The sequence below is a fragment of the Variovorax boronicumulans genome, from assembly GCF_009811375.1.
GTDB classification, from domain to species: domain Bacteria; phylum Pseudomonadota; class Gammaproteobacteria; order Burkholderiales; family Burkholderiaceae_C; genus Variovorax; species Variovorax boronicumulans.
The window spans coordinates 3,769,549-3,783,754 of sequence record NZ_BKDH01000001.1 but is presented as its reverse complement, the minus strand read 5'-3'; the positions used below and the strand labels follow the sequence as shown (position 1 = coordinate 3,783,754).

Annotated in this window: 14 protein-coding genes; 6 read left to right on the top strand and 8 right to left on the bottom strand. The window is 68.6% G+C overall.

The annotated features are described in order from the left end of the window. The first annotated feature begins 6 nt into the window (after positions 1-6). Positions 7-585 (top strand): dihydrofolate reductase family protein, encoded by a 579-nt coding sequence (locus tag VHAB30_RS17390; protein WP_159277930.1) that lies wholly within the window; start codon positions 7-9, stop codon positions 583-585. Between the two features lie 41 nt (positions 586-626). Beyond that, entirely contained in the window at positions 627-1,787 is a 1,161-nt protein-coding gene (locus VHAB30_RS17385) for an ABC transporter substrate-binding protein (RefSeq protein ID WP_159277929.1), read from the top strand. Positions 1,788-1,868: 81 nt separating this feature from the next. Here the strand turns inward: VHAB30_RS17385 and VHAB30_RS17380 are convergent, their stop codons facing one another. From VHAB30_RS17380 to VHAB30_RS17370, 3 genes are all read right to left on the bottom strand, one after another. Further along, positions 1,869-3,224 carry an NHL repeat-containing protein gene (locus VHAB30_RS17380; RefSeq protein ID WP_159277928.1) on the bottom strand — a complete coding sequence of 452 codons (1,356 nt, stop codon included), beginning with the start codon at positions 3,222-3,224 and terminating at the stop codon, positions 1,869-1,871. A gap of 110 nt (positions 3,225-3,334) precedes the next feature. Then, on the bottom strand, positions 3,335-5,116 hold the full coding sequence (locus VHAB30_RS17375; protein WP_159277927.1) for a hybrid sensor histidine kinase/response regulator: 1,782 nt from the start codon (positions 5,114-5,116) through the stop codon (positions 3,335-3,337). A gap of 40 nt (positions 5,117-5,156) precedes the next feature. Then, complete coding sequence (locus tag VHAB30_RS17370) at positions 5,157-5,843, bottom strand: response regulator transcription factor (RefSeq protein WP_070061758.1); 687 nt, start codon at positions 5,841-5,843, stop codon at positions 5,157-5,159. Positions 5,844-6,057: 214 nt separating this feature from the next. Between VHAB30_RS17370 and VHAB30_RS17365 the strand changes: the two genes are divergently transcribed. Further along, complete coding sequence (locus VHAB30_RS17365; RefSeq protein ID WP_159277926.1) at positions 6,058-6,951, top strand: DMT family transporter; 894 nt, start codon at positions 6,058-6,060, stop codon at positions 6,949-6,951. Positions 6,952-6,995: 44 nt separating this feature from the next. After that, on the top strand, positions 6,996-7,415 hold the full coding sequence (locus tag VHAB30_RS17360; protein ID WP_159277925.1) for a hypothetical protein: 420 nt from the start codon (positions 6,996-6,998) through the stop codon (positions 7,413-7,415). A 379-nt stretch (positions 7,416-7,794) separates the two neighbouring features. On the opposite strand, the gene VHAB30_RS17355 is transcribed toward VHAB30_RS17360, so the two are convergent. The 5 genes from VHAB30_RS17355 to VHAB30_RS17335 all read right to left on the bottom strand — a co-directional run bounded on the left by VHAB30_RS17355 (position 7,795) and on the right by VHAB30_RS17335 (position 12,537). Further along, positions 7,795-8,283: a GFA family protein gene (locus tag VHAB30_RS17355; RefSeq protein WP_159277924.1), complete on the bottom strand. Its 489-nt coding sequence runs from the start codon at positions 8,281-8,283 to the stop codon at positions 7,795-7,797. Between the two features lie 73 nt (positions 8,284-8,356). Then, positions 8,357-9,307 carry a hypothetical protein gene (locus VHAB30_RS17350; protein WP_159277923.1) on the bottom strand — a complete coding sequence of 317 codons (951 nt, stop codon included), beginning with the start codon at positions 9,305-9,307 and terminating at the stop codon, positions 8,357-8,359. A 180-nt stretch (positions 9,308-9,487) separates the two neighbouring features. Then, a complete protein-coding gene (locus VHAB30_RS17345; RefSeq protein WP_159277922.1) occupies positions 9,488-10,456 on the bottom strand; it encodes a Bug family tripartite tricarboxylate transporter substrate binding protein in 969 nt (322 codons plus the stop codon). A 50-nt stretch (positions 10,457-10,506) separates the two neighbouring features. Next, a complete protein-coding gene (locus tag VHAB30_RS17340; protein ID WP_159277921.1) occupies positions 10,507-11,457 on the bottom strand; it encodes a PDR/VanB family oxidoreductase in 951 nt (316 codons plus the stop codon). A gap of 3 nt (positions 11,458-11,460) precedes the next feature. Beyond that, entirely contained in the window at positions 11,461-12,537 is a 1,077-nt protein-coding gene (locus tag VHAB30_RS17335; RefSeq protein ID WP_159277920.1) for an aromatic ring-hydroxylating dioxygenase subunit alpha, read from the bottom strand. A gap of 108 nt (positions 12,538-12,645) precedes the next feature. Here VHAB30_RS17335 and VHAB30_RS17330 point away from each other — a divergent pair, with 108 nt between their 5' ends. Next, entirely contained in the window at positions 12,646-13,614 is a 969-nt protein-coding gene (locus VHAB30_RS17330; protein ID WP_139701919.1) for a LysR family transcriptional regulator, read from the top strand. A 151-nt stretch (positions 13,615-13,765) separates the two neighbouring features. Then, complete coding sequence (locus VHAB30_RS17325) at positions 13,766-14,191, top strand: DUF4124 domain-containing protein (RefSeq protein WP_159277919.1); 426 nt, start codon at positions 13,766-13,768, stop codon at positions 14,189-14,191. Positions 14,192-14,206 lie beyond the last annotated feature (15 nt).

Genomic DNA, 14,206 nt, shown 5'->3' with positions numbered 1-14,206 from the left:
ACCCGCATGAGAACGCTGAAAATCATGGAGCACATCTCGCTGGATGGTGTGATCCAGACCTCGGGCGAAGACGGCTTTCCCTACGCGGACTGGACCACGCCCTACCGCAGCCCCGCCGGCCGGGATGAAGTGCTCGCCGCGCATGGCGGGCGCTTCGATCTGCTGCTCGGGCGTCGCACCTACGACCTGTGGTCGGACTACTGGCCCAAGGCGCCGAGCGGCGCGATGGCGGATGGACTGAATGCGGCGACCAAGCATGTCGTGACCCACCGCCCCGAAAGCCTTTCGTGGGGCCCGTTCGAAAGCGTGGGGCCGGACGTCGTCGAGGGCGTTCGCCGCATCAAGTCGCAGGCGGGCCCGAACCTGATTCTCTGGGGCAGCTCTACGCTGACATCGACACTGCTGGCGCACGGCCTTGCCGATGAAGTGCTGTTGATCGTTTATCCGGTTCTGGTGGGCGCAGGAAAGCGCTTCTTCGCGCAGGGAACGCCACCCCGCGCCTTCGAGCTCGTCACCACGAAAGCAATGCCATCAGGCATCCTCCTCAGTGCCTACAAGGTCGCCGGTCCTTTGAAAGCCGGGTAGCCGAACCGCGAAACATCGCGAGCGATATCACAAGGAACATCTTGATCCACCGCATCCGCACGGCCCTCGTGGCCTGCACCTTGGGCGCCGCGGCATTGGCCGCTTCCGCGCAGGTCAACATCGGCTTCATCGGCACGCTCTCCGGACCCGGGGCTGCGCTCGGGCAGGAACAGTACGACGGCTTCATGCTGGCGGTCGAGCAGCGCCAAGGCATGCTCGGCGGCGTTCCCGTGGCGGTCCTCAAGGAAGACGACCAGCACAACCCCGAGCGCGGGGCGCAGCTGGTGCAGAGGCTGATCGAGAAGGACAAGGTCAGCTTTGTCACCGGCGTGACCTTCTCCGACGTGATGATGGCTATGGCCAAGCCGATGGCCCGAGCGGGCATGCTGTTCGTCGGCTCGAACGCCGGCCCCGCGCCGATTGCCGGCAAGCAGTGCAACACCAGGTTCGTCTTCGCCTCGTACCAGGACGAGTACCAGGCCGGGATCGTGGGACGCTACGCCGTCGACAAGGGCTACTGGAAGACGCTGTTCATTGCGCCCGACAACGCGTCGGGCAAGGACCAGCTGCGCGGCTTCAAGCGCTACTACTCGGGCGAGGTGGTGAGCGAAATCAACGTCAAGCCCGACCAGACCGACTACGCGGCAGCGCTGGCGCAGATCCAGCGCGTCGCGCCCGATGCGGTGGTGGCGTTCCTGCCGGGCGACATGGGCGTGAACTTCATCCAGCAGATGAACCGCTCGGGCCTGCTGGGCAAGGTGCCCTTGCTGACCGTGGGCACGGTCGATGGCACGACGCTGCCGCTGCTCAAGGATGCCGCGCTTGGTGTGGTGGCCGGCGCGGTCTGGGGCCCCGACCTGCCGAGTCCGACGAGCAAGGCTTTTGTTGCCGCCTTCGAAAAGAAGCACGGGCGCATCCCCTCGCAGTACGCGGCGCAAGGTTTCGATGCGGCGCTCCTGATCGACAGCGCGTTGAAGGAGACCAAGGGCTCCGTTGCCGATCGCGGTGCCTTGCGCAACGCACTCAACGCGGCCGATTTTGCGTCGGTGCGCAGCGGCTTCAAGTTCCTGCGCAACGGGTTCCCGGTGCAGGACGGGCACATCTTCGTGGTCGCGAAGGATGCGCAGGGCCGCACATCGCTGAAGCGGATCGCCACGCCGCTGGAGGCGAATCCGGATGGGTACTGGAACGAGTGTCGGTAGGGGAGGCGGCCGGGACATGTCGCTCGCCGGGTCTTCGGCTCGCGCGGTGCGAGCCGGAAGACCCGGCGGTTCCTCTCAGACTCAGGGCGCCAGGGTGAGCTTGAAGATCTGGTTGCCGTTGGAGGCGCCCACGTAGACGCTGCCGTCATTGGCCACCGCCACGCCGATCGGGAAGTTGAACGCGATCGCCGCGCCGGTGCTGTCGCGCAGCGTGCTGATCTCGCCCGCAGGCGTGACCACGCGCGCCACGCCGTCCCAGGCATGGGTCAGGAACACGTTGTCGTGCGCATCCACCGTCACGCCGTAGGAGAAGCCGAGCCGGGCTGGCGTGGCGGAGGTTCCGTCGACCACGCCGCCGTTGGCGCAATCGCCCAGCGGCGTGCTCACCGTGGCGCTGGCCACGTCGATCTTGCGCAGGCACAGGCTGTCGGTGTCCGTGTCGTACAGCGTGCGGCCATCGCGGCTGATCGCCAGGCCCTGCGGGCGCGCAAACTGGGCGGCGGTGCCGACCCCGTCCAGGTTGGCCTGCGTGCCGTCGCCCGCGAGCGTGCTCGTGGTGCCATCGGGTGCGACCTTGCGCACGCGCTTGTTGCCCAGGTCCGCCACGAACAGGTTGCCTGCACCGTCGAGCGCGATGCTGGCGGGGTTGTCGAACATCGGCGTGGCCGGGCTGTCGGCATAGCCGCTGCTGGTGTCGCCGACCCAGGTGCTGTAGGTGGTGGCGTTGGGGGCGATCTTGTTGATGCGGTGCTGGTCGCTCACGTACAGGGTGCCGTCGGCTGCCAGTGCCAGGCCATACGGCGTATTCATGGTCGACCCCGGCGTGACTTCGGCGCCGGTGCCGCTGGCCGTGTCGATGCGGTAGACCGAGCCGTTGCCGCCCATGGCCACGTAGAGGTTCGCGCCGCTGGCGTCCAGGACGAGCTGGTAGGGGCGGTTGTAGGTCACGCCGGTGGTCGCCAGCACGGTGGCGACCCAGGGCTTCACGGTCAACGTGGCGGCATGGCTGGTCACGCTGCCGTTGCCGCCGGTCACCTGCACGCGCAGCTGCTGGCCGCTGTCGGCCAGCTGGCCGGCGGCGGTGGTGAAGCTGTCGCCGGTGGCGCCTGCGACGTCGCTCCAGCTGGCGCCGCCATCGACGCTGCGCTGCCACTGGTAGGCGGTGGCGTGCACGGCCTGCACCTTCAGCGTGGCGGCCACGCCCTGGCCCACGGTGGTGTCCGATGGCTGCGTGGTGATGGCGGGCGTGGTGTCTTCCGGCGCGGGGGCGGGCGGCGGTGTGTCCTGGGCTGCAGGGGCCGGTGCAGGGGCGACGGCGAAGCCGGGGAAACCGCCGCCTCCGCCGCCGCCCCCACCGCAAGCCGCGAGCACGAGGTTCATCACCATCAGCGCGGCAGGTGCGCGCCATGCACGAAGAACGGGACGAGAGGTAGTCATGAGGGGCCTTCCTTTTTTCAAGTGGAGTGAGAGAGAAGGCCTCCACGGTAGGGTCGGCAATACCCGCAATCCAGTGTCGAAGGTCATCGACACCCCGCAAAAAAAAGTGCTCAGGCGCGCATGCCGGCGTGCGTTGCATCGTGCCCGGTCAGCGATGCCAGGGTCTGCAGCAGCCGGTCGGCCGCCACAGGCTTGAGCAGCACCTGCAGCCCCGATTCGCGCATCTGCTGCTGCCGCTGCGGCGCGGTTTCGCCGGTGATCAACAGCGCCTGCAGGCCGGGGCCGAAGCGCGCGCACAGCCGCTGCGCGGCGGCCAGCCCGTCGCCGCCGTCGGCCAGCCGCACGTCGCACAGCAGCACCTCGACAGGGGCGCTTGCGTGCGCGGCCTGCGCGAGCACGGCCTCGGCTTCGGCCTCGCTGGCCACGGCGTCGATGCGCACGCCGTGGGCCTGCAGCAGCCCGGTGACGGCCTGGCGGATCGCGGCTTCGTCGTCGATGAGCAGCACGCGCTGCGGCAACGGCAAGGCAGCGTCCGGGCGCACGGCGAGCGGCGCGACGCCCGAAGCCGACACCGCCGGCAGCACCAGGCGAAAGCGGCTGCCGTGGTCCAGGCGCGAGCGCACCTGCAGCGGGTGCGCCATCAGGCGCGAGAGCCGGTGCACGATGGACAGGCCGATGCCCAGCCCCTGCGCGCGGTCGCGCCCCGGATTCCCGACCTGGTAGAACTCGTCGAAGATGCGGCCCAGGTGCTCGTGCGGGATGCCGATGCCGGTGTCGCAGACGTCGATCCACACCAGCGGCCCGCGTGCACGGGCGGCCACCACCACGCCGCCGCGCACCGTGTACTTGAGCGCGTTGTCCACGAGGTTGGACAGCAGCCGCTGCAGCAGCTGCGGGTCGCTCAGCACCCAGCACGGCGTGGCGCGCAATCGCAATTGCAGGTCGCGGTCGGCCGCCTGGGCCGCGAACACATTGTTGAGCGCAAGGAACAGCGGGTTGAGTTCCACAGGGCGGATCTGTGGCGACACCTCGCCGGCGTCCAGCCGCGAGATGTCGAGCAGGGTGTCCAGCGAATCGCCGAGCGTTCCGACCGCATCCATCAGCCGCGCCGCGTGGTTCCATTCGTCGCTGCCCTGGAGCTTCTTCTCGATGACGGCGCCGAACAGCGCGATGGCGTGCAGGGGTTGGCGCAGGTCGTGGCTGGCGGCGGCAAGGAAGCGCGTCTTCTCCTCGCTGGCGCGCTGGGTCGCGGCAATCTGGTGGCTCAGCTGCTCGGCCAGCGCCTCCTTCTCGAAACGCATGGTCAGTGCGGCGGTCAGCAGCCGATGGTGCTGCAGCGCGAAGATGATCATGACGCCCATGTACAGCAGGCAGCCGGTGGCCAGGAACAGGTGCACGGTATCGCCGCGCCAGGCCAGCGCCAGGGTCAGGCTCGCCATGCTGGGCACGATGAAGCGGGGGATGTTGCGCTTGAGAACGGCCAGCGACAGCGCACCGCCGGCGCAGCCGCCCATCATCATGACGATGACCATGACCCACAGCCCGAGGTTGCGCCCCGGCGGCACGCACAGCCAGGGCGCCAGGCCCCAGACGCAGGAGCGCATGAGCACGTTGCGCGCATTGAAGCGGGCCCAGTACTCGGGGTGGGCCGCCGCATCGGGGCTGCGCTGGTAGCGCCGGTACGCGCGTCGCAGGGTCAGTGCCAGGTGCAGCACCATCCACAGCAGCACCTGCCAGCGCCGCGTGGCTACGAACAGGCCGATGCCCAGCGTCTGCGCCGTGAGGAAGTCCGCGAGGTAGGCGGCCGGCGCGTTGGCATGCACCGTGGCCACCTGCTCGCGCAGCACGCGCTGCGCCAGCGCGGGCGGATGCAGCTCGGTCATCGCAGGCATGCGGGCATCGCCATGTCGAAGGCCGCACCGTGCGCGGGCGTCACCTCAGGCTGCTGATGAGCTGGGCCCGCGAGCGCATGCCGAACAGCAGCAACAGGGTGGACACGTGGTTCTTGACCGTGCCCTCGGTCAGGCGCGACAGCTGGGCGATCTCCTTGTTCGACTTGCCGGCCAGCAGCCAGTCGAGGATCTCGACCTGGCGCGCATTGAGCTGCGGCTGCAACTCGGCCACGGCCGCCTTCGCGTGCACGGGGGCGGGTGCGTCCGCCAGGGGCCGGGCCGGCAGGCCGACCAGGTCGTTGTCGCGCACGTAGCGCAGCACCTCGCCCAGGTGCCCGGTCTTGGGCAGGAAGGCCTGCGCGCCGAGCGCCATCGCGCCCTGCATCAGCGCATGGCTGTCCTTGCCCGAGAGCACGACCACGCGCGATGCGGGAAAGGCGCGCTTGAAGCGCACGAGGGTGTCCAGCCCCTGCGCGTCGGGCAGGTCGAGGTCGAGCAGCACCAGGAAGTGCGACGCCAGATGGAGCTCGTACAGGTGCAGTGCGTCGGCCAGCGAGCGCGCCTCGTACACCGGCACGCTGCCGGTCTCCGCCAGCAGCAGCGCCCGCAGGCCCAGGCGCACCAGCTCGTGGTCGTCGACCACCAGGATGCCTCGCGCGGGGATGGCAATGCCGGCCTCGCTGCGCAACGGCGCGGCATGCGACGGCTGTGGTGTGGCAGTGGCCATGGTCCGGGCATGGTAGTGCGGACACCAGCGAACCTGAAATGACCAAAGTCATGACGCACGCCGCATTCGCGAAGGGAAAAGACATACGCACAAAGGCATATGCCTTGCCGGCCGACCGGCTACAGTCGGTCGGGACCGACCTGCGCAGCGCCTGTTGCAGGCGTTCAGAAACCAGCCTCCTTCCTCCCGGCCACTGACGGGAGACAACCCGCCCATGCAATCGACCGGAACCCTGCGCGGCATCGCCGCGATGCTGTTGGCCTGCGCCTTCTTCGCCTGCATGGACGCGCTGCTCAAGACCCTGGCCGGGCACTACCCGCCAGTGCAGGTGATGGCGCTGCGCGGTCTCACGGCGCTGCCGCTGGTGTGCGTGTACATCGCCTGGCGGCGCGAGGCGGCCGGCGTTTTCAACCGCCGGCTGCGCTGGCGCCTGCACCTGCTGCGCACGGCGCTGAACATGACGATGCTGGTGCTCTTCGTGCACGGCCTGAAGACCCTGGGCCTGGCCGAGGCCTACACGCTCACGTTCATCGCGCCGCTGCTGATGGTGCTCATCGCCGTGCCGATGCTGGGCGAATCGGTCCAGCCGCGGCACTGGATCGCCATCGGGCTGGGCTTCGTCGGCGTGGTGGTGGCGCTGCGGCCCGAGCAGGGGGCCTTCCTCTCGACGGGCGCGCTGGTGATCCTGGTGGCGGCCGTCTGCTATGCGCTGTCGAACATGCTGGGCCGGCTCATCAGCCGCACCGAGCCGAGCGCTGCACTGGTCTTCTGGACCACGGCGGGCATGGCTGTCGGCGGCAGCCTGCTCGCGGCGCCGCAATGGGTGCCGCTGCAGGCCGGGCACGCGTGGGCGCTGGCGGGTCTGGCCCTCAGCGGCTTCCTGGGCCAGCTGGCCATCGCCGAGGCCTTCCGCCACGGCCAGGCCGCGGCCATCGCGCCCTTCGAATACAGCGCGCTCGCATGGGCGCTCGTGATGGACTGGGTGTTCTGGCAGGCCGCGCCCGATGCATGGACGCTGGGCGGCGGGGCGTTGATCGTTGCGAGCGGACTGTGGCTGGCGCGAAGCGAGGCGCCGAGGTCCGTACAGAAAAAGCAGAAGGCCGCCTGAGCCGCTAGAGTCGGCCAGAAGCAGCCACGCGCACAAGACTTCCAATGCCCCGAACCACTTCCGAGATCGCTCACGACATCGCCAACTTCGAACCTCCGGAGGACGGCAGCTGGCGCCACCTGGACTCGCTTCTGGATGAACTCTGGCGGGCAGGCAATCCGGAGCAAGCCATGCCCGAAATGCTGAGCGTTTTCGAGCGCTACCCCGAGGAAGACGGCTACGGGGTCATGTGGACCATCGTTCACGGATTGGAGAGCTTGCCGAACTACCAGCCGGAGCTTCTTCGCTCCCTCGCGCGACAGCCCAGCGAACTCGGCATCACGATGGTCGGGCGCATCTTGAACGCCGGCACGACAGAGATCGGCGGCATTTCATTGCTGCAGACGCTGCACGATCTGGCGAACACGGCGGCCTCTTCGTACCTCAGGGAAGAGGCGCTCCGCGTGGCGTCGCGACCGCGCTGAACGTCCCGTCGTGAGGTGCATCGGATAGCCGCTTATTCGCATCGTGCGCCGCGATGCTCCCAGGCTGCGCGGCTTAGCGATCCAAGCCCATGACCACAGACCCTCTTCCAATCACCCGCCCCGCCATCCTCTGCGTCGCATACGCCGCTGCGGCGGGGTTCTTCTGGTGGGCGTTCCATGAGCGGTACTACAGGCACAGGGACTGCATTGAAGCATCCGCATCCAGCTACATCGCGCCCGACGGCGCCAATCTGATCGGCGGGAGCGCCGTCTGGTCCGTGGTCGCAGGCCTCTTCACGTGCCTCTCCATCTACTACTTGGGTGTCGTGCTTCGCCGTCGTCGGGCGAATGGCCGCTGATGGCCGGCTGAAGCGAAAGTTCAGGCCCCGCCGTCTTGCCGGGCCAAGACAGCCGCCTCATGCCGCAAGGCCACTTCCGGCTGGCCATCGAGCGCGGCCCGTGCCCCGGCAAAGCAATCCACATCGGCCGGCAAGGCCACGCCGCTTTGGGCGGAGCGGGTCCAGATGTGGCTCGTGAGTTCGACCGTGTTGGGGTCGTCGTAGCACCCGCGCGAGATGGCGCGCACATCGGGCCAGCGCTCGAAGGTCAGGCCCATCGTCGTGCCGCACGAGGGGCAGAAATGAACGAAGACCTGCTTGTGGCTGCCGTCCGATCGGTGCGCGTACTGCCGCAGTTCGCCGTCGTTGAACTGCACGGCGTCCATCGGAAAAAGCGACTCGGCGTAGAAGGACGTGCCGGTCATGCGCTGGCAGAACGTGCAATGGCACGCGAACGTGCGCAGCGGCGGCTGGGTCGTGCTGAATCGGACCTTGCCGCAGAGGCAACCCCCTTCAAGTACAGCTGGCATACGGCACCCGGAAAAAAGAGGGGATTCTGCCCCCTCGACCGACGGCGCTCGACGCAGCTGCGCCAACCGCCGCTCAGGCCAGCCCCAGCTCCTTGGCCTCGGCTTCGTAGTGGGGGTACGACGCCTTCATCGTCGCGCCATTGAGGATCATCTCGGCCACGAGGGTGCGCGACGGCATCTCATAGACCTGGGTGCGCACCCACACGGATTCGGTGCGCGCGCTTTCGCTCAGCGCGACGATCTCGCGCTCCAGTTCGTAGTCCTGGTCGACGAAGAGCGGGCCCTTGATCAGGCGAATCTCCTGCCCGGCGAACAGGCCCACGGCCGGCTTGCGGCCACTCAGTTGCGCCTCGGCGCTGGTGGAGCCGAGCAGCACGCTGATCATCTCGGTCGGGATGATGGCCCGGCCCCACGGCGAGCGCTTTCCGCCTTCGGCCGAGTACCAGTCGCAGGGCTCGGTGATGACCTTGAGCTTGTCGGCGAGCGTGAAGGGGTAGTGGTCGCCCATGTGCTGGTCGAAGCCCATGCGGATCTTCTCGACGACGGCGCCGCGTTGGCCCACGCGCAGGTCGCGGTTGATGACCAGGCCCTGGGGCGGGCGCAGCTTCGCGATGCGCTGGGGCAGCTCGTGCGGGTGCTGCGCGGCATCGCCCACGGACGCGGTGCCGGTCAGCACCGGCGTGCCGTCGGCCTTCTCGGCGCGCAGGCGCACGAAGGTGGCGCCGGGCGCGGGCAGGTCGACAAAGGCGCGCACCGACTCGCCCTCGACCACCATGTTCTGGTAGTGGGCGCTGATGCAGCCGGTTTCGAACCAGGCCGGTCCGAACACATGGAACAGCAGGGGATCGAACTGGCTGAAGTGCGTCGGCCCTTCGATCGGCCCGGCGCGCAGGCCCAGCGTTTCCGCTGTCGCGTCGTCGTGGATGGACTTGTGGTCGTCGTAGGTCTGGTCGGCCAGCATCTGGCGCGGCTGGCGCAGCGGGCCGCACAGGCCCAGGGCGGTGGTGGTGAAAGGCGAGGTCATGGGGGAGGGCTCCGTGTAGCCGGCGGCGGGCGCCAGTCGAGTTCGCGATGATGGCAAAGTCTCCGCGCCGCGCCTGTCGCCTAGGGAACGCCTGATGCGGCCGGCCACACGGTCACTGGCGGTCGGCACCCGGAAGATGCATCGGTCGTCCTTGCATGACGGTCCGGGTGGTCACTGGCCTCATTGCGCCTCGACACCCAGCTCGCGCATCCGCCTGGTGATCACGTTGAACTCCTCCTTGTACGACACCGCGAACTGCTCGGGCGTGCTGTTCATCACCTCGAAGCCCCGGCCCACGAACAGCTGGCTGACGTCGGGCGAGCCGACGATGGCGCGCACTTCACGGGCCAGCTTGTCGACGATGGGCTGTGGCGTCTTCGCCGGTGCCAGCAGTCCGATCCAGACGTTGGTGTCGTAGAGCGGGTCCTTGAAGCCCAGCTCGCTCATGGTCGGAACCTGCGGGAGCGTGGTGGAGCGCTGGCGCCCCAGCACGGCCAGCGGCACGACCTTGCCCGTCGGCACATGCTGCATCGCGCTGGGCACCGACGACAGGCCGACGTCGATGGTGCCCGACAGCAGGTCGGTCACCACCGGCCCTTCGCCGCGCTGCGGCACATGCACCATGCCGGCACTCAGTCCGCGGTTGAGGCTCTCGCCGGCCAGGTGGCCCAGCCCGCCGACGCCCCAGGACCCGTAGCTCAGTTTCACGCCCTTGGCCACCTTGGCCTTCAGGTCTTCGATGCTCTTGATGCCGGTGCCGGGGTGCGTGGAAATCAGCGCCGGGCTGCGCACCACCTGCGTGACGCCGACGAAGTCCTTCTGCGGGTCGTACGCCAGGGTCTTGAACAGCGCCGTGTTGTTGATCTGCGAATCGGTGATGGTCATCAGCAGCGTGTAGCCGTCGGGCTTGGAGCGGCCGACTTCGCCGGCGCCGATGGCACCCGCCGCACCCGCCTTGTTGTCGACCACCACCGGCTGCCCCATCGATTTCGACAGGCGATCGCCCAGGGTGCGTGCCACGAAGTCGGTCGCGCCGCCGGCGGCGTAGGGCACGACGAGGCGGATCGGCCGCGAGGGGTAGCTCTCCTGCGCGGCAATGGGCAGCGCCAGCGTGATCGCTGCGCATGCGGCAGTCATTTGCTTGAACATGGTTGTCTCCAGTAGTGGGGTTGGGTTGTCTGCTTGTTGTTGGGGGGGCGTCAGAGATCGAGGACGAGCACGGCGCTGCGCGCGCGAGACACGCAGGGCAGGATGCAGGCGTGGCTGTCGCGCTCCTCGTCGCTGAGCACGAAGTCGCGGTGATCCGCCTCGCCCTCGAGCAGCGGCACCTCGCAGCTGCGGCACATGCCTTCGCGGCACGAGAAGGGAACGCTGACGTTGGCGCCCTCCAGTGCATCGAGCAGGCTCTGCCGCGGTGCGACCTCGATCCTCTGGCCGCTGCGATGCAGCACCACGGTGAAGGCGCCGGCCGGCGCTGCGGGCGTGGCGGGTTCCGGCGGTGCGAAGCGTTCGAAATGGGTGGCCGCCTTGTCGATGCCGACAACGCCTGCGGCCGCGCCGACCGCGTTCATCAGCCCTTCGGGGCCGCAGCAGTAGAGGTGGGCGCCTGGGGCCGCACCGGCCAGCCAGCCCGCGAGGTCGGGTGGCGTGCCCGCCGCTTCCTGGTCCACGTGCAGCTGCACGCGGTCATGGTGGCGCGCCAATGTCCACGCATAGGCGGCGCGGGCCCGCGTACGCACGCAGTACAGCAGCTTCCAGGGCCTGGCGTGGGCCTCGCACCAGAGGATCATGCTCAGGATGGGCGTGATGCCGATGCCCCCGGCCACGAACACATGCTCGGTGGCGGCCGGGTCGATGCCGAACAGGGCGCGCGGCGCGCCCACCTCGAGCACATCGCCCACGGCAAGGCGCTGGTGAACGAAGGCCGAGCCGCCGCGCGAGGCTGGCGCCAGGCCCACACCGAGCACGTAGCGGTGGCGCTCCAGCGGCGAGTTGGCCAGCGAGTACTGGCGGCGGATGTCGCCGGGCAGCAGCAGGTCCACATGGGCGCCCGAGGTGAAGGGCGGCAGCGCGGCGCCGTCCTGCGCACGCAATTCCAAGCCGAGCACATCCTGCGCCTCTTGCGTGAGGCGGGTGACGAGGAGCTTCATGGCTCAGGCCTTGACGGGTTCGGGCGCTGCTGTGGCGGCGGGGCGGGCCGCAGCTTCTTCGAGCGCTTCTTCTTCCAGCCGGCGCGAGACCATCCAGCGGAACTGGTTCAGCGCGGCGTCGATGCCGAAGGCCATCATCTTGAAGTCGGGCGCCAGCGCCAGGCTCCTTTGCTGCGCGGTGATGATGTCGCGGTCTTCATCGAAGGCATCCACCACGGCCTGGTGGATCGAGTGCGTGACTTCGGGTTGGTCGATGGCGAAGTTGTGGGGATGCGCGAAGAAGTAGTGGGTGGAGTTTTCCGTCTCGGGCGTGATGGCCTGGCAGCCGCGAAATTCGATCGCACCGTCGCGGTTGCCTTCGGCAGCGCCCTGGCCGGTGGGCGCCATGCCGGAGTCCATCAGCAGGATGGCCGGGATGGTGAAGTTGTAGATGTTCCATCGATCGACCCTGCTGCCCCAGTCCTTGACCGCCTGGGCGAAAGGCGGCGGCTCGGTGTCGAGGGCCCACCGGGTGATGCGCACGCCGTTGTCGATGCGTTCGACCTTGGGCTGGGCGGCGGCGTAGTCCGCACTGCCTCCCAGCGTGGTCGGGTGCACGAAGGGCAGGTGGGAAAAGTCCAGCAGGTTGTCGCAGATCAGCAGGTAGTTGACGTCGTAGTGGATGTAGCCGTCCAGGCTGCGCCAGTGCAGGTCGTCCAGCCATGGCGTGTCGGGGATCAGCGCGGGGTCGGCCTTGTCGGGGGCGCCCATCCAGATCCAGACCCAGCGGTGGCGTTGCACCACCGGGAAGGTGCGCACCTTGGCCTGGATGGGAATGCGCTTCTGGGCCGGCGCCTCGATGCACTGGCCCGAGGCGTCGAACTTCAGGCCGTGGTACATGCAGCGCACGCAGTCGCCTTCTCGCCGTCCCACCGACAGGGGCGCGCCGCGGTGGCAGCAGCGGTCTTCCATGGCGACGATCTCGCCGTCGTCCTTGCGGTACATGAGAACGGGCACGCCGATGATGGTGCGGGCGAACAGGCCCTGCGGCGTGAGCTCGTTGTCCCAGGCAGCCACGTACCAGGTGTTTTTGATGAACATGGGGCGTCTCCTTTGTTGTTCGCCGCGTTCGGGTCACGGCATGGGCAGAGCGTAGGACGAGGGTTCTCATGTATCAATGTCATTTCAGTCATTCATAGAATGCGCGGCATGCATGCGGAAAACCTCGACCTGAATTTGCTGGCGGTCTTCGACGCGATGTTTCGCGAGGCCAGTGTCACGAAGGCCGCGCAGGGCCTCGGGCTGACGCAGAGCGCGATGAGCCACGCGCTCAACCGGCTGCGTGCTTTCTTCGACGACCCCTTGTTCGTCAAGGTCGGCAGCCGCATGGAGCCCACGCGCAAGGCCGAGGGCATGCGCGCCGCGGTGGTGGAGGTGATGACCACCGTGCGCCAGCAGATCCTGGCGGGCGCCCGGTTCGAGCCCGCACTGGCGCGACGCACCTTCACCCTGTGCATGACCGACATGGGCGAGCTGGTGTTCCTGCCCCCGCTGCTCGAGCGCTTCAAGAAGGAGGCGCCTGGGTGTTCGCTGCGCACGCTGCAGGTGCCGCTCGAGCAGGTCGAAGGGCTGCTTGCGTCAGGCGAGGCCGACCTGGCGGTGGGGTCCATCCGTGCGGCGCCCGAGGGGCTGTTTCATCAGCGCCTGTTCCTGCACTCCTTCGTGACCATCGCCAGCGCGCGGAACAAGGACATCGGCGCCACCCTCACGCGCGAGCGCTTCGAGGCGATGCGGCACATCGTGGTCTCGCTCACCGGCCACTCGGCGGAGAGCTACGACAAGGTGCTGGAAGACCAGGGCATCCGCCGCACCGTGGCCGTGATGACGCCCCACTTCCTGATGGTGCCGCTCCTGATGGACCGGCACGCCGATCTGCTCGCGACCGTGCCGCGCGAACTGGCGGAGGTCTTCGCCCGCATGGGCACGGTGCGCATGTTCGAGCCGCCGGTGCCCGTGCCCCAGTTTCAGCTCAATCAGCACTGGCATCCGCGCTTTCATCACGACCCTGCCGTGGTCTGGCTGCGCGATGTGATGAAACACACCTTCGAGCACTACCCGCGCATCACCACGCAGGCTAGTCCTCCGGCCAGGAAAGGGGCGCGAGCCAAGTCGCGTTGACGTGCCGGCCGGCATCGACTTTTCCTCTGCTGCGAGCCTCATCCCCCACCCGTTTCTGCGTGCCCGCTTGTTCGAGCGGCCGCGCACTGTTACAAAGGGCGTCTCCATGCGCTCGACCACCTTTCTCTTCGTTTCGCTGCTCTGGCTTGTCGTGGCCGCTCCGGCCGCGCAGGCGGAGGTGGTGCGTTGCACCGACGCCGACGGGCGCATCGTCTACACCGACGGCGCCTGCCCGCCGGGGACCAGGCAGTCGCGGCAGTTGCGCATCGACGAGCCCCCGCCGGCACCACCGCGCGCCTCCAGCGAGGAAGACACAGCGCGCCGGCCGGACTACGCGGCACCGTCCGCCCCGCCACCGCAGCCCGCGCCCTCGGGGCCGGCCATCATTCCGCGTTACCCGGTGGGCGAGGCGCCCGCGGCCGACCCGGGGCCGACCTACATCTGGGGCGGCGATCCGTACTACGGCCCGCCGCGACCGGGGTATCACCCCCGGCCGCCGCGTCCGCCGCGCGATCCGGGGCCGCCGCCCGGCCAGCGGCCGTGCAATCTCGCGGGCATCAAGCGCAACAACTGCTGAGCGCGTTCGTCCTCT

Excerpts from the sequence above, each read along its gene's own strand:
- VHAB30_RS17370 (WP_070061758.1), bottom strand. The coding sequence starts at position 5,843 with ATGGCCACTGCCACACCACAGCCGTCGCATGCCGCGCCGTTGCGCAGC.
- VHAB30_RS17330 (WP_139701919.1), top strand. The coding sequence starts at position 12,646 with ATGCATGCGGAAAACCTCGACCTGAATTTGCTGGCGGTCTTCGACGCG.
- VHAB30_RS17355 (WP_159277924.1), bottom strand. The coding sequence starts at position 8,283 with ATGCCAGCTGTACTTGAAGGGGGTTGCCTCTGCGGCAAGGTCCGATTC.
- VHAB30_RS17360 (WP_159277925.1), top strand. The coding sequence starts at position 6,996 with ATGCCCCGAACCACTTCCGAGATCGCTCACGACATCGCCAACTTCGAA.
- VHAB30_RS17375 (WP_159277927.1), bottom strand. The coding sequence starts at position 5,116 with ATGCCTGCGATGACCGAGCTGCATCCGCCCGCGCTGGCGCAGCGCGTG.
- VHAB30_RS17340 (WP_159277921.1), bottom strand. The coding sequence starts at position 11,457 with ATGAAGCTCCTCGTCACCCGCCTCACGCAAGAGGCGCAGGATGTGCTC.
- VHAB30_RS17390 (WP_159277930.1), top strand. The coding sequence starts at position 7 with ATGAGAACGCTGAAAATCATGGAGCACATCTCGCTGGATGGTGTGATC.
- VHAB30_RS17350 (WP_159277923.1), bottom strand. The coding sequence starts at position 9,307 with ATGACCTCGCCTTTCACCACCACCGCCCTGGGCCTGTGCGGCCCGCTG.
- VHAB30_RS17380 (WP_159277928.1), bottom strand. The coding sequence starts at position 3,224 with ATGACTACCTCTCGTCCCGTTCTTCGTGCATGGCGCGCACCTGCCGCG.
- VHAB30_RS17335 (WP_159277920.1), bottom strand. The coding sequence starts at position 12,537 with ATGTTCATCAAAAACACCTGGTACGTGGCTGCCTGGGACAACGAGCTC.
- VHAB30_RS17365 (WP_159277926.1), top strand. The coding sequence starts at position 6,058 with ATGCAATCGACCGGAACCCTGCGCGGCATCGCCGCGATGCTGTTGGCC.
- VHAB30_RS17345 (WP_159277922.1), bottom strand. The coding sequence starts at position 10,456 with ATGTTCAAGCAAATGACTGCCGCATGCGCAGCGATCACGCTGGCGCTG.